Source organism: Deinococcus aquaedulcis, from assembly GCF_019693445.1.
GTDB classification, from domain to species: Bacteria; Deinococcota; Deinococci; order Deinococcales; family Deinococcaceae; genus Deinococcus; species Deinococcus aquaedulcis.
The window spans coordinates 42,549-68,231 of sequence record NZ_JAHRBL010000013.1; the positions used below are offsets into that span (position 1 = coordinate 42,549).

General features: G+C 67.9%; 14 protein-coding genes. 8 read left to right on the plus strand and 6 right to left on the minus strand.

Annotated elements, in window-relative coordinates; translation table 11 throughout:
• Positions 1 to 150: 150 nt before the first annotated feature.
• From KMW22_RS14235 to KMW22_RS14245, 3 genes are read left to right on the plus strand one after another with little or no spacing between them, the layout of a single operon-like run.
• Positions 151 to 5,073, plus strand: coding sequence for a response regulator (locus KMW22_RS14235; protein ID WP_221090714.1), 4,923 nt, complete (start codon positions 151 to 153; stop codon positions 5,071 to 5,073).
• Positions 5,058 to 5,906: a CheR family methyltransferase gene (locus tag KMW22_RS14240; RefSeq protein ID WP_328774712.1), complete on the plus strand. Its 849-nt coding sequence runs from the start codon at positions 5,058 to 5,060 to the stop codon at positions 5,904 to 5,906. The genes KMW22_RS14235 and KMW22_RS14240 overlap by 16 nt, the downstream gene beginning before the upstream one ends.
• On the plus strand, positions 5,906 to 7,486 hold the full coding sequence (locus KMW22_RS14245) for a sensor histidine kinase (RefSeq protein WP_221090715.1): 1,581 nt from the start codon (positions 5,906 to 5,908) through the stop codon (positions 7,484 to 7,486). The genes KMW22_RS14240 and KMW22_RS14245 overlap by 1 nt, the downstream gene beginning before the upstream one ends.
• A 65-nt stretch (positions 7,487 to 7,551) precedes the next feature.
• On the opposite strand, the gene KMW22_RS14250 is transcribed toward KMW22_RS14245, so the two are convergent.
• The 6 genes from KMW22_RS14250 to KMW22_RS14275 all read right to left on the minus strand — a co-directional run bounded on the left by KMW22_RS14250 (position 7,552) and on the right by KMW22_RS14275 (position 16,141).
• On the minus strand, positions 7,552 to 8,520 hold the full coding sequence (locus KMW22_RS14250; protein WP_221090716.1) for an eCIS core domain-containing protein: 969 nt from the start codon (positions 8,518 to 8,520) through the stop codon (positions 7,552 to 7,554).
• A gap of 4,257 nt (positions 8,521 to 12,777) precedes the next feature.
• Positions 12,778 to 13,374, minus strand: a complete 597-nt coding sequence (locus tag KMW22_RS14255; protein ID WP_235692981.1) for a phage tail protein — start codon at positions 13,372 to 13,374, stop codon at positions 12,778 to 12,780.
• Positions 13,375 to 13,545 (minus strand): hypothetical protein, encoded by a 171-nt coding sequence (locus tag KMW22_RS14260; RefSeq protein WP_221090717.1) that lies wholly within the window; start codon positions 13,543 to 13,545, stop codon positions 13,375 to 13,377.
• Positions 13,542 to 13,952 carry a hypothetical protein gene (locus KMW22_RS14265; RefSeq protein WP_221090718.1) on the minus strand — a complete coding sequence of 137 codons (411 nt, stop codon included), beginning with the start codon at positions 13,950 to 13,952 and terminating at the stop codon, positions 13,542 to 13,544. The genes KMW22_RS14260 and KMW22_RS14265 overlap by 4 nt, the downstream gene beginning before the upstream one ends.
• Before the next feature lie 21 nt (positions 13,953 to 13,973).
• Positions 13,974 to 14,432, minus strand: a complete 459-nt coding sequence (locus KMW22_RS14270; protein WP_221090719.1) for a phage tail protein — start codon at positions 14,430 to 14,432, stop codon at positions 13,974 to 13,976.
• Between the two features lie 80 nt (positions 14,433 to 14,512).
• A complete protein-coding gene (locus KMW22_RS14275; protein ID WP_221090720.1) occupies positions 14,513 to 16,141 on the minus strand; it encodes a phage tail sheath family protein in 1,629 nt (542 codons plus the stop codon).
• Between the two features lie 283 nt (positions 16,142 to 16,424).
• Here KMW22_RS14275 and KMW22_RS14280 point away from each other — a divergent pair, with 283 nt between their 5' ends.
• Genes KMW22_RS14280 through KMW22_RS14300 form a run of 5 tightly spaced genes read left to right on the plus strand, consistent with a single transcriptional unit; the run spans position 16,425 to position 25,664 of the window.
• Positions 16,425 to 17,249: a DUF4255 domain-containing protein gene (locus tag KMW22_RS14280; protein WP_221090721.1), complete on the plus strand. Its 825-nt coding sequence runs from the start codon at positions 16,425 to 16,427 to the stop codon at positions 17,247 to 17,249.
• Between the two features lie 52 nt (positions 17,250 to 17,301).
• Positions 17,302 to 17,715 (plus strand): GPW/gp25 family protein, encoded by a 414-nt coding sequence (locus KMW22_RS14285; protein WP_221090722.1) that lies wholly within the window; start codon positions 17,302 to 17,304, stop codon positions 17,713 to 17,715.
• Positions 17,716 to 17,746: 31 nt separating this feature from the next.
• Positions 17,747 to 19,849, plus strand: coding sequence for a putative baseplate assembly protein (locus KMW22_RS14290; protein ID WP_221090723.1), 2,103 nt, complete (start codon positions 17,747 to 17,749; stop codon positions 19,847 to 19,849).
• The gene (locus KMW22_RS14295) at positions 19,849 to 20,811 is read left to right on the plus strand and encodes an FHA domain-containing protein (protein ID WP_221090724.1); all 963 of its coding nucleotides are present in this window, start codon (positions 19,849 to 19,851) and stop codon (positions 20,809 to 20,811) included. Before KMW22_RS14290 ends, KMW22_RS14295 begins: the two co-directional genes overlap by 1 nt.
• The gene (locus KMW22_RS14300; RefSeq protein WP_221090725.1) at positions 20,808 to 25,664 is read left to right on the plus strand and encodes a serine/threonine protein kinase; all 4,857 of its coding nucleotides are present in this window, start codon (positions 20,808 to 20,810) and stop codon (positions 25,662 to 25,664) included. The genes KMW22_RS14295 and KMW22_RS14300 overlap by 4 nt, the downstream gene beginning before the upstream one ends.
• The last annotated feature ends 19 nt before the right edge of the window (positions 25,665 to 25,683 follow it).

The window sequence follows — 25,683 nt, forward strand, 5'->3', positions numbered from 1 at the left end:
TCCCCCCGACCCTCGTCCATCACATGAACACTGTATGAAGGTGTCTGTCGCCTTCTTACTGGGGGAACGGGGCCGCTATCCTGACCCGGACATGGCCCAGTTGCGCCTCTTTTCCGTACCCTTCCACGCTGTTTCTGGCAGGACCTCCCTGTGACCGCCGCCTCTGACCGCCTGGACGCCCAGGCCATCCTGCAGGCCCTCAGCGCGTACCGGCGCGGGGATTTCAGCGCCCGGCTGCCCCTCACCTGGGAGGGCATTGAGGGGCGCATTGCCGAAACCTTTAACGACCTCGTGGAAGAAAGCGCGCGTATCGCCCAGGACGTGGCCCGGGTGGGTGCGACGGTGGGAAAGGAAGGCAACACCAAGCAGCGCATTCCGCTGGGCACCACCACCGGCAGCTGGGCCGCCCTGATCGAGAACGTGAACGATCTGGTGGACGATCTGGTCTGGCCCACCACCGAAATGACCCGCGTGGTCACCGCCGTGGCCCACGGCGACCTGACCCAGACGATGGCCACCGAGGTCAACGGCCGCCCCATGCAGGGCCAGTTCCTGCAGATCGTGACCACCCTGAACACCATGGTGGCGCAGCTCAACGCCTTCGCCGGCGAGGTGACCCGCGTGGCGCGCGAGGTGGGCACCGAAGGCAAACTGGGCGGGCAAGCCAACGTGGAAGGCGTGGGTGGCGTGTGGCGCGACCTCACCGAGAACGTGAACTTCATGGCGAACAATCTCACCGGGCAGGTGCGCAACATTGCCGATGTGACCACGGCCGTGGCGAACGGCGACCTGAGCCGCAAGATCACCGTGGACGCCCGGGGCGAGATTCTGGAGCTGAAAAACACCATCAACACCATGGTGGACCAGCTGAACGCCTTCGCCAGCGAAGTGACGCGCGTGGCCCGCGAGGTGGGTACCGAGGGCCGTCTGGGCGGTCAGGCCGATGTGCGCGGCGTGGGCGGCACCTGGAAAGACCTCACCGACAACGTGAACTTCATGGCGAACAACCTGACCGGGCAGGTGCGCAACATTGCGGACGTGACGACGGCGGTGGCGAATGGTGACCTGAGCAAGAAAATCACCGTGGACGCCCGGGGCGAGATTCTGGACCTGAAGAACACCATCAACACGATGGTGGACCAGCTGAACGCCTTTGCGGGCGAGGTGACCCGCGTGGCCCGCGAGGTGGGCACTGAGGGCAAACTGGGCGGGCAGGCGCAGGTGGTGGGCGTGGGCGGCACCTGGAAGGACCTCACGGAAAACGTGAATTCCATGGCCTCGAACCTCACCGATCAGGTGCGCAACATCGCCTTCGTGACCACAGCGGTGGCGAACGGCGACCTGAGCAAGAAGATCACGGTGGACGTGAAGGGCGAGATTCTGGACCTGAAAAACACCGTGAACACGATGGTGGACCAGCTGAACGCCTTTGCCAGCGAAGTGACCCGCGTGGCCCGCGAGGTGGGCACCGAGGGCAAGCTGGGCGGCCAAGCCGATGTGCGCGGCGTGGCGGGGACCTGGAAAGACCTCACCGACAACGTGAACTTCATGGCGTCGAACCTCACGGATCAGGTGCGCAACATCGCCTTCGTGACCACAGCGGTGGCGAACGGGGACCTGAGTAAAAAGATCACAGTGGACGTGAAGGGCGAGATTCTGGACCTGAAAAACACCGTGAACATCATGGTGGACCAGCTGAATGCCTTTGCCAGCGAAGTCACGCGTGTGGCGCGCGAGGTGGGCACCGAGGGCAAGCTGGGCGGGCAGGCCAACGTGCCCGGCGTGGGCGGCACCTGGAAGGACCTCACGGAGAACGTGAACTCTATGGCGTCCAACCTCACCGGGCAGGTGCGCGGTATTGCCCGCGTGGTGACGGCGGTGGCGAACGGCGACCTGAAAAAGACCCTGACCCTGGAAGCCAAGGGCGAGATTGCCGAGCTGGCCGAAACCATCAACTCCATGATCGAGACGCTGGCGACCTTTGCCCAGCAGGTGACCGGCGTGGCGCGCGAGGTGGGCGTGGAAGGCCGCCTGGGCGGGCAGGCCAGCGTGCCCGGCGCCAGCGGCACCTGGAAGGACCTCACCGACAACGTGAACCAGCTGGCGGCCAACCTGACCACCCAGGTGCGTGCCATTGCCGATGTGGCCACCGCCGTGACGGCCGGCGACCTGACCCGCTCCATCAACCTGGACGCGCGGGGCGAGCTGGACGCGCTGAAAGACAACATCAACGAGATGATCGTCAACCTGCGCGAGACCACCGAGAAGAACACCGAGCAGGACTGGCTGAAAACCAACCTCGCCAAGTTCACCCGGATGCTGCAGGGCCAGCGCGACCTGCTGACCGTCAGCCGCCTGATCCTCTCGGAGCTGGCGCCGCTGGTGAAGGCCCGCCACGGCGTCTTTTACACCATGGACGAGGACACCACCACCCTGCAGCTGCAGGCCAGCTACGCCTACCGCGAGCGCAAGGGGCTGACCAACCGCTTTGCGCTGGGCGAGGGGCTGGTGGGGCAGGCCGCGCTGGAACAGGAAATGATCGTCCTGACCCATGTGCCCGACGACTACGTGCAGATCAACTCCGGGCTGGGGGCCAGCGCGCCGCGCACCATCGTGGTGCTGCCGGTGGTCTTTGAAGGGCAGACCAAGGCGGTCATTGAAATGGCGTCCTTTGAAACCTTCAGCGCCACCCACCTGAGCTTCCTGGAGCAGTTCACGGAATCGGTGGGGATCGTGCTGAACACCATTCAGGCCACCATGCGCACGGAAACGCTGCTGCGCCAGTCGCAGAGCATGGCCCAGGAACTGCAGAGCCAGCAGGAAGAATTGCGCCAGACCAACGAGGAACTGGAAGAAAAAGCCCGCCTGCTGGCCGACCAGAACCGCGAGGTGGAAGACAAGAACCGGCAGGTGGAATCGGCCCGCCACGCCCTGGAAGAAAAGGCGGCCCAGCTGGCCCTGACCAGCAAGTACAAGAGCGAGTTCCTGGCGAACATGAGCCACGAGCTGCGCACGCCGCTGAACAGCCTGCTGCTGCTGGCCGGGCAGCTGCGCGAGGACCCGCAGGGCAACCTGTCGGATCAGCAGAAGGCCTACGCCAAGACCATCTTTGCGGCCGGCAACGACCTGCTGAACCTCATCAACGACATCCTGGACCTCTCGAAGATCGAGTCCGGTACCGTGAACGCCGACCCCACGCAGGTGACCTTTGCGCGCATCCGCGAGGCGGTGGAAACCACCTTCGCGCACCTCGCGGCAGAAAAGGGCGTGGAACTGCGTCTGGACTTCAGCCCACAGCTGCCCGCCAGCCTGTACACCGACGACACCCGCCTGCTGCAGATTCTGAAAAACCTGCTGTCCAACGCCTTCAAGTTCACGGCGGAAGGGCACGTGGCCCTGGACGTCGAGCCGGTGCGGCGCGGTTGGAGCCCCGACCAGACAGCGCTGAACAGTGCGGCCGGCGTGGTGGCCTTCCGCGTGTCGGACACCGGCATTGGCATCGCCGCTGACAAGCAGCGCCTGATCTTCGAGGCCTTCCAGCAGGCCGACGGCTCCACCAGCCGCAAGTACGGCGGCACCGGCCTGGGGCTGGCGATCAGCCGCGAACTGGCGCGCATTCTGGGCGGCGAAATCACCCTAGAGAGCACGCCGGGCCAGGGCAGCCGCTTTACCCTGTACCTGCCGCTGCGCTTCCAGGCCCCGCCGGAATTGCGCGCGCCCCGCGCCCTGCCAGTGGGTGCCCCTGCTGGCCTCCAGGCCGCGCCGGTGCAATTCGGCAGTGGGCAGGCCAGCAATGGGCAGTTCGGCAATGGGCAGTTCGGTAGTGGGCAGGCCAGCGCCGAGCAGGCGGCCCCCGAGGCCACAGTGATTCAGGATGACCGCGCCGCGCTGCAACCCGGCGACCGTATCCTGCTGATCGTGGAGGACGACCCGGCCTATGCGGGCGTGCTGCTGGACTTGGCACACGAACGCGGCTTCATGGGCCTGGTGGCGGCGCGCGGCGATCAGGCGCTGCACCTCGCGCAGACCTACCGCCCGGCAGCCGTCACCCTGGACCTCACGCTGCCCGACACCAACGGCTGGGCGGTGCTAGACGCCCTGAAGCACGACCCCCAGACCCGGCACATTCCGGTGCACATCATCTCCGGGCAGGAACCCAGCATCGTCAGCCGCAAGCTGGGCGCGCTGGACCACACCACCAAGGCAGGCAACCGCCAGCAGCTGACCGAGGTGTTCACCAACCTTGAAGCCTTCCTGGCCCGCCGGGTCAAGCGCGTGCTGATCGTGGAAGACGACGAACTGCAGCGCCAGAGCCTCGAAGAGCTGATTGGCGACACCGATGTGGAAACGGTGTCGGTCACCACGGGCGCGGCGGCGCTGGAGGCCCTGCAGGGCGCGCCCTTCGACTGCATTGTGCTGGACCTGCACCTGCCCGACATGAGCGGCTTTGACCTGATGACCAACCTGAATGAAACGCCCGCCTACCGGGCCATTCCGATCATCGTGTACACCGCCCAGGACCTCACGCGCGCCCAGGAGACGCAGCTGCGCAAGGCGGCCAAGTCCATCATCGTGAAAGACGTGCGCTCGCCCGAGCGGCTGCTGGACGAGGTGACCCTCTTCCTGCACCGCGTGGAAGCCACGCTGCCCGAAGGCAAACGCCAGATCCTGGCCGGCGCCCGGCAGCAGGAACCCGAGCTGCACGGCAAGAAGGTGCTGCTGGTGGACGACGATATCCGCAACATCTTTGCGCTGACGGCGGTGCTGGAGCGCCACCAGATGCAAATCGTGACCGCCGAGAACGGCCGCGAAGCCCTGGCCGCCCTGGACGCCCATGACGACATTGACCTGGTGCTGATGGACGTGATGATGCCGGAACTCGACGGCTACGAAACCACGCGCCTGATCCGCCGCAACCCGGCCTACACCGCCCTGCCCATCATCTCGCTGACCGCCAAGGCCATGCCCGGCGACCGCGAGCAGTCCATTGAATCCGGGGCCAGCGACTACATCAGTAAGCCGGTGAACACCGCGCAACTGCTGTCGCTGCTGCGGGTGTGGCTCTCGAAGTGAGCGGCGAGTTCCCCAGAGAACCCCTGCAGGACATCGAGTTGTCGCTGCTGCTGGAAGCCGTGTACCGCGCCACCGGGCACGATTTCCGGGCCTACACCACCGCCACCATCCGCCGCCGGGTGCTGCACGCGGTGGCCGAAGAGGGTCTGGAGAGCATCAGCGCGCTGCAGGCGCGGGCGCTGCACGACGCGGCGGCCATGCAGCGGCTGCGCGAAACGCTGGCCATCAACGTGACCGAGATGTTCCGCGACCCCACCTTCTTCCGGGCGCTGCGCGAACAGGTGCTGCCGCTGCTGCGCACCCATCCGTTCGTGCGGGTGTGGCACGCGGGCTGCTCCACGGGCGAAGAAGTGTATTCGCTGGCGATTCTGCTGCACGAGGCGGGGCTGCTGGACCGCAGCCGCCTGTACGCCACGGACATGCACGCCCCGGCGTTGCAGCAGGCCCGCCAGGGCATCTACCCGCTGGGCAAGCTGGCGGCCTATGAGGACAATTACCACCTGTCTGGTGGGCAGGCGGAGTTCGGGGACTACTTCACCCAGCAGTACGGGCACGCGCGGGTGAAGGCGTTCCTGCGCCAGCCCATCATCTGGGGCCAGCACAACCTCGCCACCGATTCGTCGTTCAACGAGTTTCACCTGATTCTGTGCCGCAACGTGATGATCTACTTCACCCGGCCACTGCAGGACCACGTGCAGGCCCTGCTTTGGGAAAGCCTGATGCCTTTCGGGGTGCTGGGCCTGGGGCACCACGAAAGCCTGGATTTCAGCCCGCAGGCGGTGCGCTTTGAACCGCTGAATCTGGCCGAGAAGCTGTACCGGCGGGTGGGCTGATGCCCGGCACCTTGCCGCTGGCTGTGCCGCGCGCCCGCATCCTGATCGTGGATGACCAGGACAGCAAGCGCCTGGGACTGGCCGCCGCGCTGGAGCCGCTGGGCCAGGAGGTGGTGATGGTGGCCTCGGGCCGCGAGGCCCTGCGCCATCTGCTCACCGGCGAGTTCGCGGTGATTCTGCTGGACGTGCAGATGCCGGATATGGACGGCTTTGAAACCGCCCGCCTGATCCGCAGCCGCCGCCAGACCGAAACCACCCCGATCATCTTCGTGACCGCCCACGACCGCGCCGAGGCCGACATGCTGGGCGGCTACACTCTGGGGGCGGTGGACTTCATCTATTCCCCGGTGCGCTCCGAGGTGCTGCGCGCCAAGGTGAACGTGTTCGTGGAACTGCACCTTAAAACCCTGACCGTGCAGGCCCACGAGCGGCGGCTGCGCGAATTGGAAAGCCGGCAGGCCCAGCACGAACTCGCCAAACTGTGGGGCGCCATCGCCCAGTCGGCCGACCCCGTCATGATCACCAACCGCGACGGCGTGATCGAGTACGTGAACAGCGCCTTCGAGCGCGTGACTGGCTACGCGGCCGAGGAAGCCCTGGGCCAGACCCCGGCCCTGCTGAACGCCGGGCGGCAGGACGCGGTCTTTTTCGAAGGGCTGTGGCGCACGCTGCTGGGCGGCGAGGTGTTCCGGGGCGAGTTCATCAACCGGCGCAAGGACGGCGGCGAATACCACGAAGAAAAAACCATCACGCCCATCCGTGACGAGGCCGGGCGCATCACGCACTTCGTGGCCACCAGCCAGGACGTGACCTACCGCAAGCAGATGGAAGCCCAGCTGCACGCCCTGAACGCGTCCCTGGAGGCCCGGGTGCGCGAACGCACCGCCGAACTGGAGGACGTGAACAGCGAGCTGGAAGCCTACGCCTATTCCATCTCGCACGACCTGCGCACGCCGCTGCGGCACATTGGCTCGTTTGCCGACCTGCTAGCCCGCTCCAGCGGCGAGCGCCTGGGCGACCCCGGGCAGCGGTATCTGCGCATTATTCAGGACGGCGCCGTAAAGATGGAGGCCCTGATTGACGGCCTGCTGGACTTTGCCCGCACCGGCCGCAGCGAACTGCGCCCACAGACCATCGAATTGCCCCGGCTGGTGCAGGAGATCATCGCTGAACTGCCCGGCGCCGACGCCGCCACCTGGGAGGTGCGCGACCTGGGCACCGTCTGTGGCGACCTGCTGGGTGTACGACAGGTGCTGACCAACCTGCTCACGAACGCCCTGAAGTACGCCCACCCGGCCCGTACGCCCCACATTGAACTCTGGACCGAAGCGGGCGAGCACGAACAGACCGTGCATGTGCGGGACAATGGCCTGGGCTTCGACATGACCTACGGCCACCGCCTGTTCGCCGTGTTCCAGCGCCTGCATACCGAAGCGCCGGGGCACGGGGTGGGGCTGGCCATCGTCAAGCGCATCGTGACGCGCCACGGCGGCCGCATCTGGGCCGAGAGCGTGGAGGGCGAGGGGTCCACCTTCAGCTTCAGCCTGCCCGGTGGCCCGCCTTCCCCCCCGGGCGAATAAAGCGGCCCTACCAACACCAGGGGCGACGGAGGTTCCATTCTCCGTCGCCCCTGGAATCTTTCCGTTTACAACCGCCGCAGTTCATCTCCCAGGCGGTCGCGCAACCGGGCGTAAACCTCGCGCGCCACCTGATCGAGGTCCACCTGCGCTGGGGTGGCGGCCCGGCGACCTACCGCTGGCGAGCCAGATGCGGCCGCTGGGGCAGGGCTGGCCGGCGCCGGGCGGTCGCTGGCCGCTGCGTGGGCCCAGGCCGGGACCGTGGGGTTGGGCGGCGGGGCCGCCGGCAGAGGAGCGGGCGGTGGTGAGGCTGGAGCCGATTGAATAGGCCGGGCCGGCTCGGGGTCGTCCCAGCGCGGCATGGGTTCCCAGGGGGCAGGCAGTCCCGGCAGGCGTGGAGCGTTCTGGGCGGAAGCCGGCGCAGCTCCAGGCACTGGGGCTTGCTCCCGCACGACAGCGTGTTCGGTCCCTAGGGCCACGGCTTCCTCGTCGTGGGCAGTAGGTGCGGCCCCGGTGCGCCGGAGCACCTGCGGCACGAAGCTCGGCTCGCTGTGCCGGATGGCGTGGGTGGCTTCGTGGGCGGCCAGCGCCAGCCCAGCTGGGGTTTCCAGGCGGGTGTCCGGCGACAGGAACACTGTGCGGCCCACGGTCAGGCCGTCGGCGCGGGCCTCCTTCAGGGCGGCCGGCACATGCACGTTCTGCACCACGCGCACGTCGTCCACCGCGCGCCCCAGTGTCTGGGCCAGGGCCGCGCGCGCGCTGGGCGCCAGTGGCTGGCCGTGCCCGTCTCGGCTCAGCGCCGTTTCCAGGGCGGTTTCCAACGCGGTGCTGTCCTGCGGGCGCAGAGGGTCCGGTGTGCGGGGCGTACGCGGTACCCCCAGGCGGTTGGGCAGGGTCGGACGCGGCAGGGTGGGCGCCGGATTCTCCAGCCGCGACACCCCGCGAGGGGCCTGGGTGGGCGGCGCCACCGGGCGCGCGGTGTCTGGACGCCCGTCATCCACCGCGCGCAGCAGTGGCGCAGGTGCTGGTCCCGTCACGGGCGGTAGGGGGGCAAGCCCAGGCTCAGCCGCAGGAGACACCGGCCGCTGCACCTGAGGGCTGGGGGCCAGTTCGGCCGGGGCGCCGTCCGGGCGAACCGCTTGCGGCGCAGCGGTAGGAAGGGGACCCGCTGGCGGGATGGGCTGTACCGCTTCCGCCGGTGCCGGTGTCATGGGCGCCGCGACTGGTGATGAAGGAGCAGCCTGCTCGTCTGCAACGGGTCCGGCTGGGCGCTGCTGGGGCCCCGCCTGTGGCACATCTGCAGCACCAGGGCTGAGGGGAGCAAGTGGGGCAACCTGCGCCACGTCCTGCGGCAGAACAGGCACGGGCACAGCCGGAAGTTCCGGTGTCGCCACGTACGGAGGCACGGGGAGCGGCAGGCTCTGAGGGGCGCCTTCCTCGCCAGCCCATGCGGCAGGCGCAGAAGGAACGACTGGGTCCACCCTTTCCGGCAGGGGGGCGGTGGGACGTTCTGGGGTGAGGCTGGGGTTTGCAGCAGAGGTCGCCCCGGCGCGTTCTGGCGGCAGAGCCACGATTGGAGGCTCAAAGCTCCGGCTATCAGCCCGTGGGGCCGTCCAGGGTGTTCCGGGGATCGGGAGTGACGGCTCCTTAGGCGTGGCCCAAGGGGCGGGGAGGGGGAGCAGCGGCAGCCCTTCATCAGCGCGGGAAGCCAGATCCGGCCGGACTGGGGCCACAGGTGGCGTGGGCGGCAGGGGAGGGGCCAGAAGCCGCTCATGGGCTGCCTCGTTCACAGAGCTGGGCTCAGGAGCAACTTGCGGCACTTGTGGGGCAAGTTGCCGCTGAACCGCAAGGGGAGCGGGGGGCCGAACGACCGGTGCTGGCGCGGCAAGCACTGGGCCAGCGGCGAGACTGGTGGTGTCCACCACAGAAGTCGGCTCGGCTGCAGCCACCGGACGCTCGGCAGGCGCGGGCGGCTGGGCCAGCGTCGGCAGGATCGTTGCAGGAACAACTGGAAGCACTGGGGCCGCCACGGGTGCAGCAAGGCTTTCCGGGCCCAGCACAGGCTGAACCGTGGGTTCGCTGGGCACCACGAAGGCCGGCTCCGTTGCTGGCTCGGCGGCTGGTCGGCCAAGCTGGGCCGGGCTGGGCATAGCGACCGGCAGCGTGGGCCTGGGCAGGGGAGAGGAGGAGCTGGAGTGCAGGCCCGCAGCAGGCTCGCTGGGCGGGCGGGGGCTGACAGGGGATTGCACCGCGCGCTCTGGCGCCGCTTCCGTCAGCGCTGGCGGGGCCACGGGGGCCGGCGGGCTCAGATCTGGGCGCACGGGCATTGGCCCGGTGCTTGTTGGCTCTGGCTGCTTGTCTAGCACAGGCACTGGCCTTGGCTGGGTCAGCAGCGGCTCGGAAGCCGTCGGTGCCTCAGGAGCCGGGCGCGCTGCAGGGGGCGTTACCGTCGGCGCGGTCGGCGCCACCAGGGTCTCAGGGAAAGCGTGCTCGGGCACGGGTCCAGCGGTGGCCGGCTCTGGCTGACGCTGCACAGCTGGGAGAAGGCCGGGCACTTCTGCAGGTGGCGTCGGTGCAGGAAGGGCCGCTGCTGGCTGCAGGTGTGGAGCCACGGGCTGGGGCAGGTTGGCCGGCGCCAGCGTGTCGCTCAGAGGCGCGTTGCTTGAAGGCGCACGCTCTGGCGCACCTGGGGCACGCTGGGCCGTCGCACGGTCCACGGGTCTGGCTACCTCTGGAACGGTGTCAGCCGGGCTTTGAAGGAGGGGATTAGAAAGGATTGGGGCAGGCTGAGCAGCGGCCTCGTCAGCCTGGGGGGCAGCTGGCTCACTCTGGACCGTCGCACGATCCACGGGCGTGGCTACTTCTGGGACAGTGGCGGCCGGGCTCTGGCCGACGGGTGTGGGAAGCACCGGGGCGGGCTCAGAAGGGGCCTTGTCAGCCAGAGCGGGTGCGGCTTGCCTCTGGCGCTGCAGGGCCTCCACAGTGCGCGGCTCGGCCGGGGGAGGCATGACTGGCGCAGGGGCTGCAGGCGGAGTGACCGCTGGCCTGGGTACCGGTGCTGCTGCCGGGAGCTGGGGACTGGACTCAGTGTCTGGCGCCACCTCCTGCGGCAAAGTGGGCCGCAACGACGGCTGAACCGCCTCTGCAGGCAAGGCCGTGGGAAGCGTTGGGGGCACCGCGACTGGAGCGGCAGGGGGCTCGCGTCCCTCCTCGGCAGGAACGCTGGAGCGCTGCACCGCAGGAACCGCCAGCCCCTGAGCAGCCTGTGGCGTTTCCAGGGCAGGGGTCAGGGAAGGCGTTGGCACAGCCACAGGAGCTGGTTCAATCGGAGCCGCCGAACGCGCCTCTGGTCTTGGACCTTGTGGCAGAACGGGTGCGGCATTTGGCCCATCCGGGTTCCGGGGGCGTGCGACCTGTGGGTTCGGCACTGCCTGAGCGGGTTGAGGCGGAGCCTCTGCTGGCGAAGTGCTCGCCTGTTCAGGAACCACCGTGGTTCGGGGCTGCTCGTTACGCGGCTCGGGTAGCCGAACCGCCTGGGCTGTGGGCGTAACAGCCTCTATCTCTGGTGCTGCTGGCGTCAGCAGGGCCGCAGGCGCGTCTGGTGCCAGCGGGCTGGGCGGTGACCCTCCCCGTGGAGGGGCTGTGTCTGGTTCTTCGTCGGCCTCGGTGGCCTCGCCCCGGCGCCGGGTGGGCGCCGACCGGGCTTCCTTGTTATGGCCCGCGCGGCTGGCCCGGGCCTTGATCCGGGTGGGGCCGCCGGGCAGCGCACCCGGCAAAGGAGCGGGGGTGGGTGCCGCTGCGGGCGCTCCCTCAGCGCTGGTGACCGGGGCTTCGGGCTCAGCGCTCGCTTCAGCCGCATTCTGCTCGGGGTTGTGGTCCTTCCAATCCAGCAGCTCATGAATCGGAATCATGGACGGGCTCAGCTCGCCGTTGGCTTCCATCTCCGCATAGCGGTTCAGGCGCGACAGCAGGCTCTGAGACGTCTCGGGCGCGATGATTGGCGCGGCCTTGGTCTCAACTGGGGGCGGGGTCTGGGGGCGAGGCGGCACCGTCGGGCGGGGGCGGCGGGGCAGGCGCACCGGCACATCGCTGTTCTGCGCGCGCAGCAGCGCCTCCAGTTCCCGGCGCTCCTGTTCCTGGGCAGCCCGCAGCTCTTCCGGGCTGGGCTCTGACGCGGCAGCGGGTTCCGCTGGCTCCGTCTCCACTGGCGTGTCGTCAACGGGCTCGGGGGTCACCTCAGCTGTTGCGACCGCTGGCGCTGGGGCCACCGTCTCCGGCGTGGCCGTCACAGGCTCACGTGGGGGCTCTGCTGGTGTCACCGGGGGCGCCGACTCGGCCGACCGCTGGGCGGAAGGCTGAACTGGGGGCACCTGTGGGGCAGCACCTTCGCTGGGCCCCTGCGCGGCAAGGGCTTCACGCTCGCTGGGCACCTCGGGCGCGGGGAGGGTGGGGCGAGCCGCCAGCGGTTCGGGCGCGCTGGCGGGGGCTGGTGCTGGCTCATCGCGGTGTGGGCGGCCCTCATCTGCTGCCCGTTGCGTGGTCACGGGCGCCCGCTCAGGTTCGGGGCGCCCCAGTGGAGCGGGGCTCGGCGCTGGCTCGGCGGCCAACGGGCGATCACCCGTTGCGCCCGCCTCTGCATTCTGGTTCAGGGCCATCGTCTCCCGAAACGACGGCGTGCGCCGGGGCGGAGCGCTGACCGGCGCCGGAGGCTCAAACTCGGGCCGGGGAGCAGGTGGCAGGCCCTGGGGCGGCGGCGCGGTGAGCAGGCCAGCAGCCAGCACCTCATCGGCGTCACCGTAGGGGTCGGGCGCTGGCCACGTTTCGGCCACCGGGGCCGCCACCGGCGCACTGGGCGCGGTGGGTGCAGGCGACGGCATGGCCGGTCTTTCTGGGCCCTGGGGAACGAGCCCCTGGGGCGCTGGTGCAGAGGGCGCCGGGCTTGGGGGCAGGGCAGCGGCTGGCGTAGGGACCGGCGGGCGGCCGTTCCCCAGGGGTAAAGCGGCGGCGAAGGGGTCCGCCGTTGCGGACACCGGCTCCGGGACGGCCAAGACGCGGGCGACCACCCGGCGAGGTTTGGCCTGGGTGGTCGTTGCCAGCGGCTGAGGGGCCCACCCGCCGGAGGGACTGAAGGGGGACGTGGGAGCCGCACGCGTGACAGGGTCCTGCTGCGTGACGGCCATACGGGAAGCGTGTTTCAGGCGGCGGAGCCGCTCGTCAAAGATGCTCACAAAACTCCTCTCGGTCGCCGCGCGGGTGACCCAGCGGGGACCAAGATAGGAGGGAGGTCCCCGCGCTCAGCGGCTGATTTGCAGAAAACCGGCGTGGGCCAGTTCCAGGGTTTCGACAGCCACGGCGTCGCCACTGCCCGCAAACTGGGGGCCGCTCCACTTCACGGGATAGGCCTGCAACAGTTCAAAGCGCACCAGCACGCTGCCGTTGGGGTGGTACACAACGATGGTGACGTTGCGCACGTCCAGGTAACCGTTGACGACACTCAGGTACCATTCGAGCAACTGCTGGCCGGCCACCACGCCGCGTTTCAGGGTGATATTGCCCATTTTGCTGCGCACCGGCAGCCGCAGGACCCGGTCATTGACCCCACCCTCAATGAAATCCATGGTCTCGGTTTCGATCTGCAGGCCGCTGACCTCGTTGAAGGCCGCGTGCTCCAGACCGTCAATCGCCACATGGTAGCGGTGGTTCGACAGAATGTTGTACGCCGCTTTCTGCGGTGTGGTGGGCACCGGAGGCTGCTTGACCTGCGCGCGCACGTACGCGCTCACATTGGCCGAGGCGGAAAAGCCGCCGGCGCCTACCGTGGCCGAGGCGCTCAGAGACGCGCCTGCGCCGGCCCGGCTGTAGTGCGCGCTGGTTGCCATCTTCACAGTCATCTACTGACCTCCGGTGCGGCGGGCGCGCTCCAGGCGCAGGTCTTCCAGAAGCAGAAGGTACACCCGCCGCGTGAGTTCCTCCAGATCCAGGCCCGGAACCTGCTGGGGCGCGCGGTTGCCCACAGGCACAGCCGAACCGCTTGGCCGGGCAGGAGGCGGCGCACTGCTCATGCCGGATTGGCCTCCTGGCCCAGGTCAAGTTCCAGCAGCGCCCCGCAGTGTGGGCACTCGGTTTCGACGGTGCCAGTGACGGCGGCGGGCGCGCTCGGTCCAGCCGGAGCCGCCCAGTTCACGGGCAACGCCGCGTTCATATGGGCATACAGCGCCTGAAGGTGGGCAAAGTCGGCGGCGGGCAGCACGGCCAGTGTCTCCGGGGTCACCGGCGAAAAAGGCCCCAGGCGGGTCACCACCCGGGCCAGCAGCAACAGGCTGTAGTACGCCTCGTTGTGCTGAACCCGCGCGTCGCCCAGCGGTTCAATCTCGTCCAGGGCTGTGGCCAGCCGCATCACGCCGCTGCGGTGAACCTGCCCGTCGGACGTAAACAGTCCGACGGGCAGCATGAAGGGAAGCTCGTTCACGCTTCAGTCCGGAAGGCGGGCTTAGCCGCCGACGGGAACGCGTTTGTAGCCTTCGTGCGTGATGGTCAGCTCTTCAATGGCGACCTCGTTGCTCTTGGCGTCGTAGGTGGGGCCGTTGAGCTTGCTGGGCCACGCGCGCTCGAAGGTCCAGGCGGCGATAGGCTGGCCGGCCTGGTTGTACAGGGTGATGGTGCCGCTGCGGCGGGCTTCGTCCATCTTGCCCTCTTCCACCTGCTGACGCCAGGTCCACATGTCCATGTCGTCGGTGATGCCGCGCTTGAGCACGATGTCGTTGTACTTCATCGTGCCGGCTTCGCGGATCAGCACAGGGCGACCCTTGTCGTCGGTAGCGCGGTATTCCACCACCTGGGACTCGCTGCCCAGGCCGGTGACTTCACGGAACGCGCCCACAACCTTGTTGTCGAACTGCAGGCTGAAGTAGGCGGCCACCAAGGGGTCTTTACGGGTTGTTGCGGTCATGACTGTACCTCCGGGAAAGAGATGTGGAGAGAGGGGCGGATTTCAGACCGTGACGGGAACAGTGTAACGCCTCGCGGCGCTTACTGTCCGCCGCCAGCGTACTGGCTGAAGCGGAACACGATGAACTCGGCGGGTTTGACCGGGGCCAGCCCAATCTCGATCTGCAGGACGCCACGGTCACGCAGTTCGGGCGGATTCAGTTCGCTGTCGCACTTCACGTAGAAGGCTTCGCGGGCGGTGTTGCCGAACAGGGCGCCGTCGCGCCACACGCTGGTCAGGAAGGAGTTGATGTCGCGGCGGATACGGAACCACAGGTTCTCGTCGTTGGGCTCGAACACGGCCCACTGGGTGCCGCGCTCAATGCTCTTTTCCACGTAGTTGAACAGGCGGCGCACCGGCACGTAGCGCCACTGGGCGTTGCTGGACAGCGTCCGGGCGCCCCACACGCGCACGCCCATGCCGGGGAACTCGCGGATGCAGTTCACGCCCACAGGGTTCAGGATGTCTTGCTCGCTCTTGGTGACCTGAATGGCCGGCCCCAGGATGCCGCGCACGGTTTCGTTGGCCGGCGCCTTGTGCACGCCGCGCTCCACGTCGTTGCGGGCGTAGATGCCGGCGACAAAGCCGCTGGGGGGCACCACCATCGGCGCGCCGTCCGGACCTTCAATCTTGACCCAGGGGTAGTACATGGCGGCGTAGCTGGAGTCGAAGTTGGTGTCCACCGTGCGCCACTTCAGGGCCTGCTGCGGGGTCATGTCCGGCAGGGTATCCAGCAGGGCAATGCGGTTGGCGTTGCGCTCGCAGTGGTCAATCAGGGCGCGCTGCACGGCCTTGACGCCGTCGGCGTTGATCATGCCGGCCTGATAGGCGCTCATCAGGTCGGGCACGGCGATCATGCTCACTTCTTCGGCGATTTCCAGGCTCTCGATCCCGCTGCGGCCGTCCACGCTGCCCACGAAGTCCTGGCCCTTCATCTCGCGGCGCTGCTCGATGACGTTGCTGTCGGCCTGCAGCACGTAGCTGCCGGGCTCGGGGGCGCGCTCCACCAGGGGGCCGGCGCTGCTGGCTTCCTCAATGGTGATCAGGGTGCTTTCCTTGTTCACCACTTCGGCCACGGCGCGCGGGTGCTTCTTGCCGATGGACACGTTGGGGAAGGTTTCGGTGACGTCGTTGCGGGTAACTTTCAGGGTGAACAGGCCGTCCGGGCCCTCTTCGGGGTCCTGGGGGCCCTTGGCGTCCTTGCCCTTGGCAGCGCCGTCCTGGGCCTTGACCGGATCGGGCGCCAGCACTTCAATTTGAATGTCGCTCTGGCGGCCGTCCTTGGCCACGATGCTTAGGCTGGGCACGGCCTTGCTGGCGCGCGAGGGCAGCTGCAGCGGGCGGGCGGCTTCCACCGTGCGCTTGCCAGCGTCCCCCTGTTGGGGCACCAGACGCACCACGTAGCAGCGCGTGCCGCCGTTGTTGAAGAACGCATAGACGCTCTGGGCCAGGTACGCGCCGTCCATGAACGGGTTGCGCGTGCCGCTGGCATCCAGGGTGCCGAACGTTTCTTTGAACTGCTGCCAGTTGGCGATGAACACGGGCGTGTTGGCCGGGCCGTTGGGCGCGAAGCCCACAAAGGCCGCCGTGGTCGTGCTGATGCCCTCAATCGGCCGGGGACCGCTCTGGGACTCTTCGATGTAAACGCCTGGGGACAGATATTCAGCCATGGATTCCTCCGGGAAACATGCAGGGGTCGACAACACCCACGACCCGGGGGGGCCGGCGTGCGCGAAACACTGAGGCTTCCACCATGCCAGATGGAAACGCACATGTAAACCGCAAGTCAGCAGACGTGCGGGCAGAGGGGGGCTTATACTGACCAGTCACTCACGCCGTGCAGGTCACCCAAGCTCCCAGAACTATCGCTTCAGGACGTAAGAACGCCATGACAAACCTCACACGACTGGGGCTCCAAACGGGCCAGAGCTACCAGATGCCAGGAGTTCTGGCATGATTGCTGACGTTCAGCAGGCCCTGAAAGAACTCGTCTACACCGAAGCGGCGCTGCCCCGCGACGCGCTGGACATCCGCTTTGCGGCCCCTACCCCCAGCTGGGTGTCTGGGCTGACGCGGCCGACCCTGAACTTCTTCATGCACGACCTGCGCGAGAACGCGGGGCTGCGCTCCATGGAGTTCACGCAGGCGCCGGTACGCGGCGGCGTGCAGCGCACCCTGGCCCCCCGGCGCATTGACCTGCGTTTTCTAGTCACGGTCTTTTTCAAGGCCCAGCTGGATGAACTGGGCCGCGACGAATGGAACGTGCTGTGGCGGGTGCTGGCCGCGCTCATGCGCCAGAGCGACTGGGACGAGCAGTACTTGCCCGGGGAAGTCCGGCGCCTGAACATGGGCGTGCTGGGCGTGGTGGCTCCCGGCGAGGGCACCCAGAACGTGTTTTCCAGCCTGGGTCAGCCAGTGCGGCCCCACCTGAGCTACACCGTGACGGTGCCGCTGGACCTGAATGTCACGGCCCAGTCGCCGCTGGTGCTGGAGCGCGACCTCGCCTTCCACGACGGCCTGACGCGCGACACCCCGGCCGTCAGCACCCGCGTCCGCTCCAGCTGGCAGCTGCGCGACGAAGCCGGGCTGCCGCTGACCGACGCCCTGGTACGCACCGACAGCGGCGCGCGCGCCTTTACCGATACCCAGGGCGTGGTGCACCTGAACGTGCCGCGCGAGGCGGTGGGACGACTGGACATCCTGACCCTGGATGGCCGGCAGCTGACGCTGGCGCCCCACAGTCCCCAGGCGCAACCTCGCGTTCTGGAGGACGCGTGAGCGGGTACAGTGCGGCCGTGCGTGCCTGCCCCCTTTACCCCGGAGCCCACCCATGACCAAACCGTCTCCTCTGACGCCTGCGGCCGACGTGCTGGGCACGGGCGTGGCCTTTCCTGTGGGCGTGAACGCGCGTGGGCAGCTGAGCATGGTGTCCGGCGAGCGCGCCGTGACCCAGGCCATCCTGACCCTGTTGATGACCGCACGCGGCCAGCGCGTGATGCGCCCGGAGTATGGCTGCCGCATTCACGAACTGGTGTTTGCGCCCGGCGACGCCACCACCCTGGGTCTGGCCTCGTACTACGTGGACGAAGCCCTCAGAATGTGGGAGCCCCGCATCGAAGTGGAAAACGTTCAGGCCCGCCTGGACCCTGCCGACAGCTCCCGCATCATCGTGGACCTGCTCTACCGCCTCAAGGGCACCCCGGAACCGCGCTCACTGGTGTTTCCCTTCTACCGCACCCCCTAAGCCCTTCCCCTGCTTTCCCGGAGACCCTGCCTTGCCCCTACCGACCGTGAACCTGGACGACCGCCGCTTCGACGACATCATGGACGAGGCGCGGCGGCTCATTCCGCAGTTCTGCCCCGAATGGACCGACCACAACGCCTCTGATCCCGGCATGGCGATCCTGGAAGTGTTCGCCTGGATGACGGACTTGCTGCTCTACCGGGTCAATCAGGTCCCGGACAAGCTGCTGATCGCCTTTCTGGAGATGATCGGGGTGCAGCTCGCGCCGCCGCGCGCGGCCGGGGCGCCGGTCACCTTTTACCTCAGCGCGCCGCAGGACACCCCGCTGAGCATCGCGGCGGGCACCGAGATCGCCACCCTGCGCACCGAGGTGAACGAGGCCATCGTGTTCTCCACCGAGCGCGCCGGGCTGATCCGGCCGCCCACGCTGCGCGGGCTGTACACCGCCAACACGCTGGCGCAGGTGCGGCTGGACACCGAAGGGCAGGGCGGCGAGGGCCACAGCGACGCCACCCGCCACGACCTCGCCCACCTGGGGCTGCCGGGCTACCGTTTTCCCATCTTCCAGCCGCAGCCGCGTCCCGGCGACGCCCTGTTCATTCAGCTGGAGGGCGACCACAGCGAGCATGTGGTGGCGCTCACCTTCGGCGTGGAGCTCGCCGGGGGCGCCGGGGTCAACCCCAACCACCCGCCGTACGTGTGGGAAGCGTGGCAGGGCGGGGTCAGCCGCTGGGCCACCTGCGAGGTGGAGTACGACGGCACCCAGGCCTTCAACGTTTCCGGCGAACTGATTCTGCGCCTGCCCACCATGCGCGAGGGCACCTTCTTCGACCAGCACGGCTACTGGCTGCGCTGCCGCCTGACGAACGAGCAGATGCACGCGGGCTACAAGGTGAGCCCTGACCTGGAGACGCTGCTGGTGGACGCCCGGGGCATCACGGTGCCGGCCCGGCACGCCACCATCGTGCAGAACGAGCTGCTGGGGCAGAGCAACGGCACCCCGGGGCAGCGCTTCCGGCTGCTGCACGAGCCAGTGCTCCACCTGGACCCCGAGCGGGACGTGCTGGAAGTGGTGACTGCCGAGGGCGACATTCACCTGTACACCCCGGTGCCGGACTTCTCGACCTCGGCCCCCGAGGACCGGCACTTCACCCTGGACGCCACCACGGGCGAGGTGGCCTTTGGGCCCAGCATCCTGCAGGCCGACGGCAGCGTGTACCGCTTCGGCGCGGTGCCGCCGCAGGGCGCCACCATCCGCATGCGCCGCTACCAGTATGGCGGCGGTGCGGGCGGCAACGTCCCGGCCCGCGCCCTGAGCGTGCTGAAATCCAGCGTACCCTACGTGGCCCGCGTGACCAACCACGCGCCAGCGGCGGGCGGACGCAACGGCCAGTTGCTGGAAGACGCCGTGCAGCGCGTGCCCTACCTGCTGCGCCTGCGCAACCGCGCTGTGACCGCCGACGACTACGAATTGCTGGCCGCCCAGGTGCCCGGCGTGGCGCGCGCGCGCTGCGTGACCCCCAACATGGCGGTGCCCGGCCAGACCTACCCTGGGCAGATCCGCGCCCTGACGGTGCCGGCCGGACAGGTCACGTTGGCCCTGCTGCCGGACGTCTCGTTTGACGACCTGATTGGCCTGGACGACGTGAGCACCGACCCCCTGGCCCCCCTGACCGGCCGCATTGCCCCCGAGCGCCTGACCCTGAGCGCCGAACTGCGCGGCGCGGTGCAAGAAGAGCTGGACCTGCGCCGCCCGGTGGGGACCACCCTGGACCTGCGCGCCCCGCAGTACGTGTGGGTGAGCGTGACCGCCACCCTGCGCGCGGGTGCGGGCGCCAGCCGCCCGGTGCGCGAGGATGTGCGCCGCCGCGCCATGCAGGCGCTGTACGGCTACCTGAACCCCTTCACGGGCGGCCCCGACGGCAAGGGCTGGCCTTTCGGCCGCACCCTCAGCATCAGCGAGCTGTACGGCCTGCTGCGCGCGGTGCCCGGCGTGGAGGTGGCGGAAGACGTGCAGGTGGTCCTCACTGAGCCCGGCCAGCCGGAAACGCGCGAGACCATCACCGGCAGCCTGCCGCTGCCGCCCCAGGCCCTGATCGTGTCCGACGTGCACCACGTGCGGGTGGACCACTGATGGCCCAGCTGCAGGTCCGCGTACGCGGCGAGGTGCTGAGGGTGCTGACCCTCAGCCGTCAGCTGTCCATTGGCCGCACCCCCGACAACGGCCTGCCCCTGCGTGATCCCAGTGTGGCCATCCGCCACGCCGAGATTACCGCCGAAGCGGGCGCCCTGCTGCTAACCGATCTGACGGGCGGCGAGGGCGTGACCTTTGTCAACGGGCACCGCCTCTCGCCCAACCAGCCCCACCGTCTGGAACAGGGCGACGAGATTCAGATTGGCCCTTTTACCCTGGCCTTTCTGGCCGACCCGTCGGTCACCGCCGAGGCCGCGCGTCCCACTGGCCGCGTGGACGTGCAGGGCGAACTGGCCGCGCGCCCGGCCCGCCCGCCGCTGCCCACCTTCACCGCCGAGCGCCCGCCCCGCGACGGGCTGGCGCTGTACACCGAGTTCCTGCCGCCCTTTTTTCAGGAGTCCGAATTCCTGGGCCGCTACCTGAAGATCTTTGAGGCGATGTGGGAACCGCTGCAGCGGCGCCAGGACAGCATTGAGTTGCACTTTGATCCCCGGGTGGCGCCGCCGCAGGTGCTGGGCTGGATGGCCGGCTGGCTGGGGCTGCCCCTGGACCCCCACTGGCCCGAAGGCCGCCAGCGCGCCTGGATGCGCGAGGCCGTAACCCTGTACCGCTGGCGCGGCACCCGCTACGGCCTGAGCCGCGCCCTGGAAACGGTGTACGGCCTGACCCCCGTGCTGCGCGAAGACACCGCCCAGCCCCACACCCTGACCGTGCAGCTGCTGGACTCGCCAGACGGCGAGGACACCGCCAGCCGCGAGGCCATCACGCAGTTCATCTTCACCCATGCCCCGGCCCACGTGCAGGTCACCGTAGAGTTTGTGGAGGCCCCGGCCGTTTCCGCACCCCCCGATGACCCTGGCCGCCTGTCCTTAGAGGCCCCCGACACAGGACCCCGCGCATGACTGAGACCAAGATCTTCCACCACTATCAACTGGGCCGCCTGCTGGGCGGGGGCTGGCTGGGCCCTGTCCATGCCGCCACCGACCTTGACGAGGGCCGCGAAGTCGCGCTGCGCATTCTGGATGACGCCAGCAGTGGCCAGTCGTTCCTGATCATGCAGCTGGAGCGGCTGCTGCTGAAAGTCTCCTCGCTGCGCCACGCGCACATCCTGCCCACGGAAGCGCTGCAGCAGCGCGACCACCGCGCCTTTTACGCCATGGAACTGGGCCGCCAGGGCAGCGCCCGCCAGCTGCTGCAGGGCCAAGCGCGCGCCGCCCAGCCGCTGCCCATCGTGACAGCGGTGGAACTGGTGCGGCAGGCCGCCGCCGGCCTCGCCCACGCCCACGGCCACGGCCTGATGCACGGCAACCTGAAGCCGGAAAACCTGATTCTGCAACCCGGGCGGGCGCTGCTGGGCCACACGGGCTACGTCACGCAGCTCAGCGACTTCGGGCTGGCAGAACTGCGCGCGGGCAGCTACGGCACCCATGACCGCGCGGTGGTGAACGCCCTGGCCTACATGAGCCCCGAGCAGTGCCGGGGTGTGCGCAACGAACTGCGCACCGACCTGTACGCCCTGGGCCTGATTCTGTACGAACTGCTGACCGGCATGGTGCCCTTTGAAATCCGGGACGCCGCTGAGGCCCTGGAAAAGCACCAGCACGTGGCGCCGCGCCAGCCCAGCCGTCTGCGTCCCGACATGCCGGGGGCGCTGGAAGAGATTGTCCTGACCTGTCTGGCCAAGGACCCCGAGGACCGCTACCCGCACGCCCAGGCCCTGGAAGCCGCGCTGCAGGAGGTCCTGAACGCCCTGATGCCCGGCGGCCCCGAGCCCACGCTGCGCCTGTCGGCCCTGCCGGTGCTGCCGCCGCCGCCCCGCCTGGACAGCGTGACGCCCGGCCCCGAACTGCAACTGCTGGTGTTCAGTGAGCGTCACGAACTGGTGCGCGCCCAGCCGATTACCGTGCCCACCCTGACCATTGGCCGCGCGCCGGATAACGCGGTGGTGCTGGAACACGTTGGGGTCAGCCGCCACCACCTGAATGTGGAATTCAGTGGCGGACAGGCGCATGTCACCGAACTGACGGCCACCAACGGCACCGTCATGGACGGGCTGCCCCTGACCCCCATGACCCGGCTGCGCTGGCCCACCCGCACGCCGCTGTACCTGCGGCCCTACTGGCTGGTGCTGCTGGAACCGCAGGCGGCAGCCGTGCGCCCCCGCATCGTGGTGAGCCCCGAGCGCACCAGCATCAAGCTCTCGCCGGGCACGCCGTATGTGCTGGACATTGGGCTGGCGAACACCGGGCGCACGGTGGACCACTTCCGCGTGAGCCTGGAAGGCATTCCGCCCGAGTGGGTGCAGGATGCCCACGGCGAGGTGCAGCTGAACCCGGGCATGCAGGGCCAGACCAGCCTGACGCTGCTGGCCCCGCGTGACAGTCGCAGCCGCGCGGGCACCTACGAGGTCAAGGTGCGCGCCCGCTCGCGCGAGAACCCCGCCGAATACGGCGAGGCGCCCATGACCATCGAGGTCACGCCCTTTCATGACCTGGTTGCCACCCTGCTGCCCCCCGTGCGCCGCACATGGCGCCACACCACCTACACCCTGCGGGTGGAGAACAAAGGCAACACCCGCCAGGACGCGCTGACCAAGCTGCTGGACCACGAAGGGCAGATGCTGGCGGTGCCGCGCCCGCAGGATCTGCTGAACGCCAACATCCCGCAGACGACCATGATGACCGGGCGGGGCATTGACCCCACGCTGATGGCCCAGGAAGCCGCCCGGCAGGCCACCCAGCAGGCCCGCCACGCCGCGCTGATGGCGGCCCAGCGGCTGGTGGGCGGCCAGGGACGTATTCGTCTGGAAGGCCTGCCGGCCCTGCTGGAGCTGGAACCCGGCCAGAGCCAGGAAGAAACGCTGAAAGTGCGCGTGCCCCTGCGCTGGGTGGGGACGTCCTCGCACCACGAGATGCGGGTGGACCTGTACAGCGTGCCGCAGAGCGAGGACGACAGCGGCCACCTGATGACGCAGGCGCGCGCCACACTGCACCACAACCCCCTGATTCCCCTGTGGCTGATTCCCATTCTGCTGCTGCTACTGGGTATTCTGATCTGGTGGCTGACGCGCCCGCCGGTGATTACACAGTTCACATTGAACAGCAGTGATACCGCTGTGCGCCCTGGGCAGCCCTTCACGCTGCGCTGGGATACCAGCAATGCCCGCCGAGTCAGTATTTTGGAACTGGGAGCTGATGGTCAGAACCTGCCGCCCGACGGCACTTTCCAGGTGAAGAAGGGCATCACCAAGGACCAGCGCTACACCCTGGTGGCCCGGTCCCTGATTGGCCGCCGCGCCGAGAAGTTCGAGGTGGTGCAGTCGCGCTTTGACCGCCCGGTGATCGAGAAGTTCGACGTGTCGCCGGCCCGGGTGGCGGGCAACCAGAAGGTCACCGTGACCTGGAAGGTGCGCAACGCCGAAGAAGTGACCATCACCGAACTGGGCAAGGTGCCGGCCGAGGGCAAGCGCTCGTTCATTCCCGACAAGGACCTGAACATCACCCTGAGCGCCAGGAACGGCACCGAGAAGGAAAGCGACAGCCGCAGCGTCAGTGTGCTGGGCCCAGAGGTGGAAACCTTCAAGATTGACCCGCCTGAAATCCAGAAGGGCCAGAGTGCCGTGCTGAGCTGGGATATTCGCAACGCCACAACCGTCACGATTGACGGCTTGGGCACCGTGCCCGCCAAGGGCAAACGCACGGTGACGCCCAAGGACAGCACCACCTACACTGTGACGGCGGTGGGCGGCGGCAACCTCACCAAGAGCGCCAACGCCCGCCTGGAAATCACGCTGCCCAAGCCGGAATTCACCCTGTTCACGGTCTCGCCCAACCCGGTGAAGTCCAACGAGCAGATCACGATTACCTGGAAAACGAAGAATGCCAGCGGCGTGAATGTGAATTATGGCGAAGGGGCCGAAGACAGTGGGCCGGAAGGTAGCACCATCAAGCCTGTGCCTGATAAGTCGAGTGGCTTTACTGTGACGTTAACCGCCCGTAACGAGGCTGGCGATCAGGTGCCGGTGAGCAAGCAGGTTGCCGTCGAGTTCGTTGATGAAAAAGAGAAAGAAGAGGCTGAACAAGCAGAACGAGAGAAAAAAGAGCGAGAGCGCTTAGAGCGAGAAGCGCAGGCACAGGAAAAAGCCAATCTCCAGAAGATCACCTTTACCGCCGAACCCAAAGAAATTCTGGGCGAAGGCGACGTGACACTGACCTGGAACGCTCCAGGCTGGGAAACAGCCACCATCTCACCGTTGAAGGGGCCCATTAATGGCAAATTCGACGCCGAGGGCAGTGAAACCGACGAGAAGTTGAACAAGACACGCGTGTATACCCTTATTCTGCCGCTGCGGAACGGCAAGCTCTACAAGCTGGAGCGCAAGGTCGTGGTCAAGCCCCGTCCAGTGGAAATCCGTAACTTCAGCGTGTCCAGCAATAGCCTGCAGGCGCCAGGGCCCGTGACCCTGAAATGGGAGGTGGCGAACGCTAGCGCCGTGCGCATTGCGGGTGTGGCTGGCCCGCTGGCCGGCAGCAAGTGGCCACCCAAGGGCGAAACCACCGTGAACGTGGCGAAGACCCGCACCTTCGTGCTGAGTGTCGGTGCCCAGCAGAAGACGCAGACAGTGAATGTTCGCTTACCACAAGCCATCATCAGCAGCTTCAGCGTGCAGCCCACCCAGGTCACTGGCTCGGGAACGGCGGTGCTCACCTGGGATGTGAAGAACGCCTCCAGCGTCCGCATTGACGGCGTACGCGGTCCCAACAGCGATGGATCGTGGCCGGCAAGGAGTCGCACCTCGGTGCCGGTCAGTGCTACCCGCACCTTCGTGCTGCGCGCGGGCGAAAGCACGCAAAGCCAGACCATCACCGTGAAACCCGCGCCCCTGCCCCGCATCAACACCTTCAGGCCCTCGGCCACCTCGTTGAGCGCGCCGGGCAAGGTGACCCTCACCTGGGACGTGAGCAATGCCAGCGCCGTGCGTATCACCAATCTGGTGGGCAATCTGCCGGGTGGTCTGTGGAAGCCGCAGGGCAGCGCCACCGTGCAGCTGAACAAGACCACAAACTTCGTGCTGACGGCAGGTAACCAGCAGCGCAGCGTGACGGTGAATGTGACTCCTCGCATCAGCCCGCCTCCTTCAGTGGGTGGGCAGCAGACGAACCCAGGGCCAGGGGCGAATCCACCTCCCCCGCCCCCTGGTGTGTCTCCCCGCGTGACCTCCTTTCTCGCCACTCCCAGGAGCATCAAAGCTGGGTCCTCCACCACCCTCAGCTGGCGCAGTGTGGGTGTGACTAGTGTGCGCATCGAGGGCATTGACGGTACGTTCCGGCCCAATGACAGCGTGCGTGTGACCCCCACCCAGACCACCACCTATAACCTTGTGGCCACCACCAGCAGCGGTACTCTCCCGCGCAGCAGTACGACCGTGACCGTGACGGCCGCGACCAGTCCCTATGCCGATCTGGCCGGGCTGTGGAACCACCCCCTGGGCACCCTGACCATCTCCGGCATTGAGGGCCGTCGGGCCAGCGGGATCTTTGTGGGCGAAAATGACGCTCTGGCCAATGTGCCGCTGGACATTACCTTCACGGGCAACACCCTCACGGCCAGTTCTCCGCAACTCGAAGAGTTCAAACTGATCTTGACGATTAACACGGGACGCAAGACGATGACAGGGACCTACACCTTCCGAGGTGAAAGCGAACGCTGGTGCGCCTACCGTCCCAACACCCCGCCCCCCCAGGACTGCCGCTAATTTCACACCGGAGGTGACC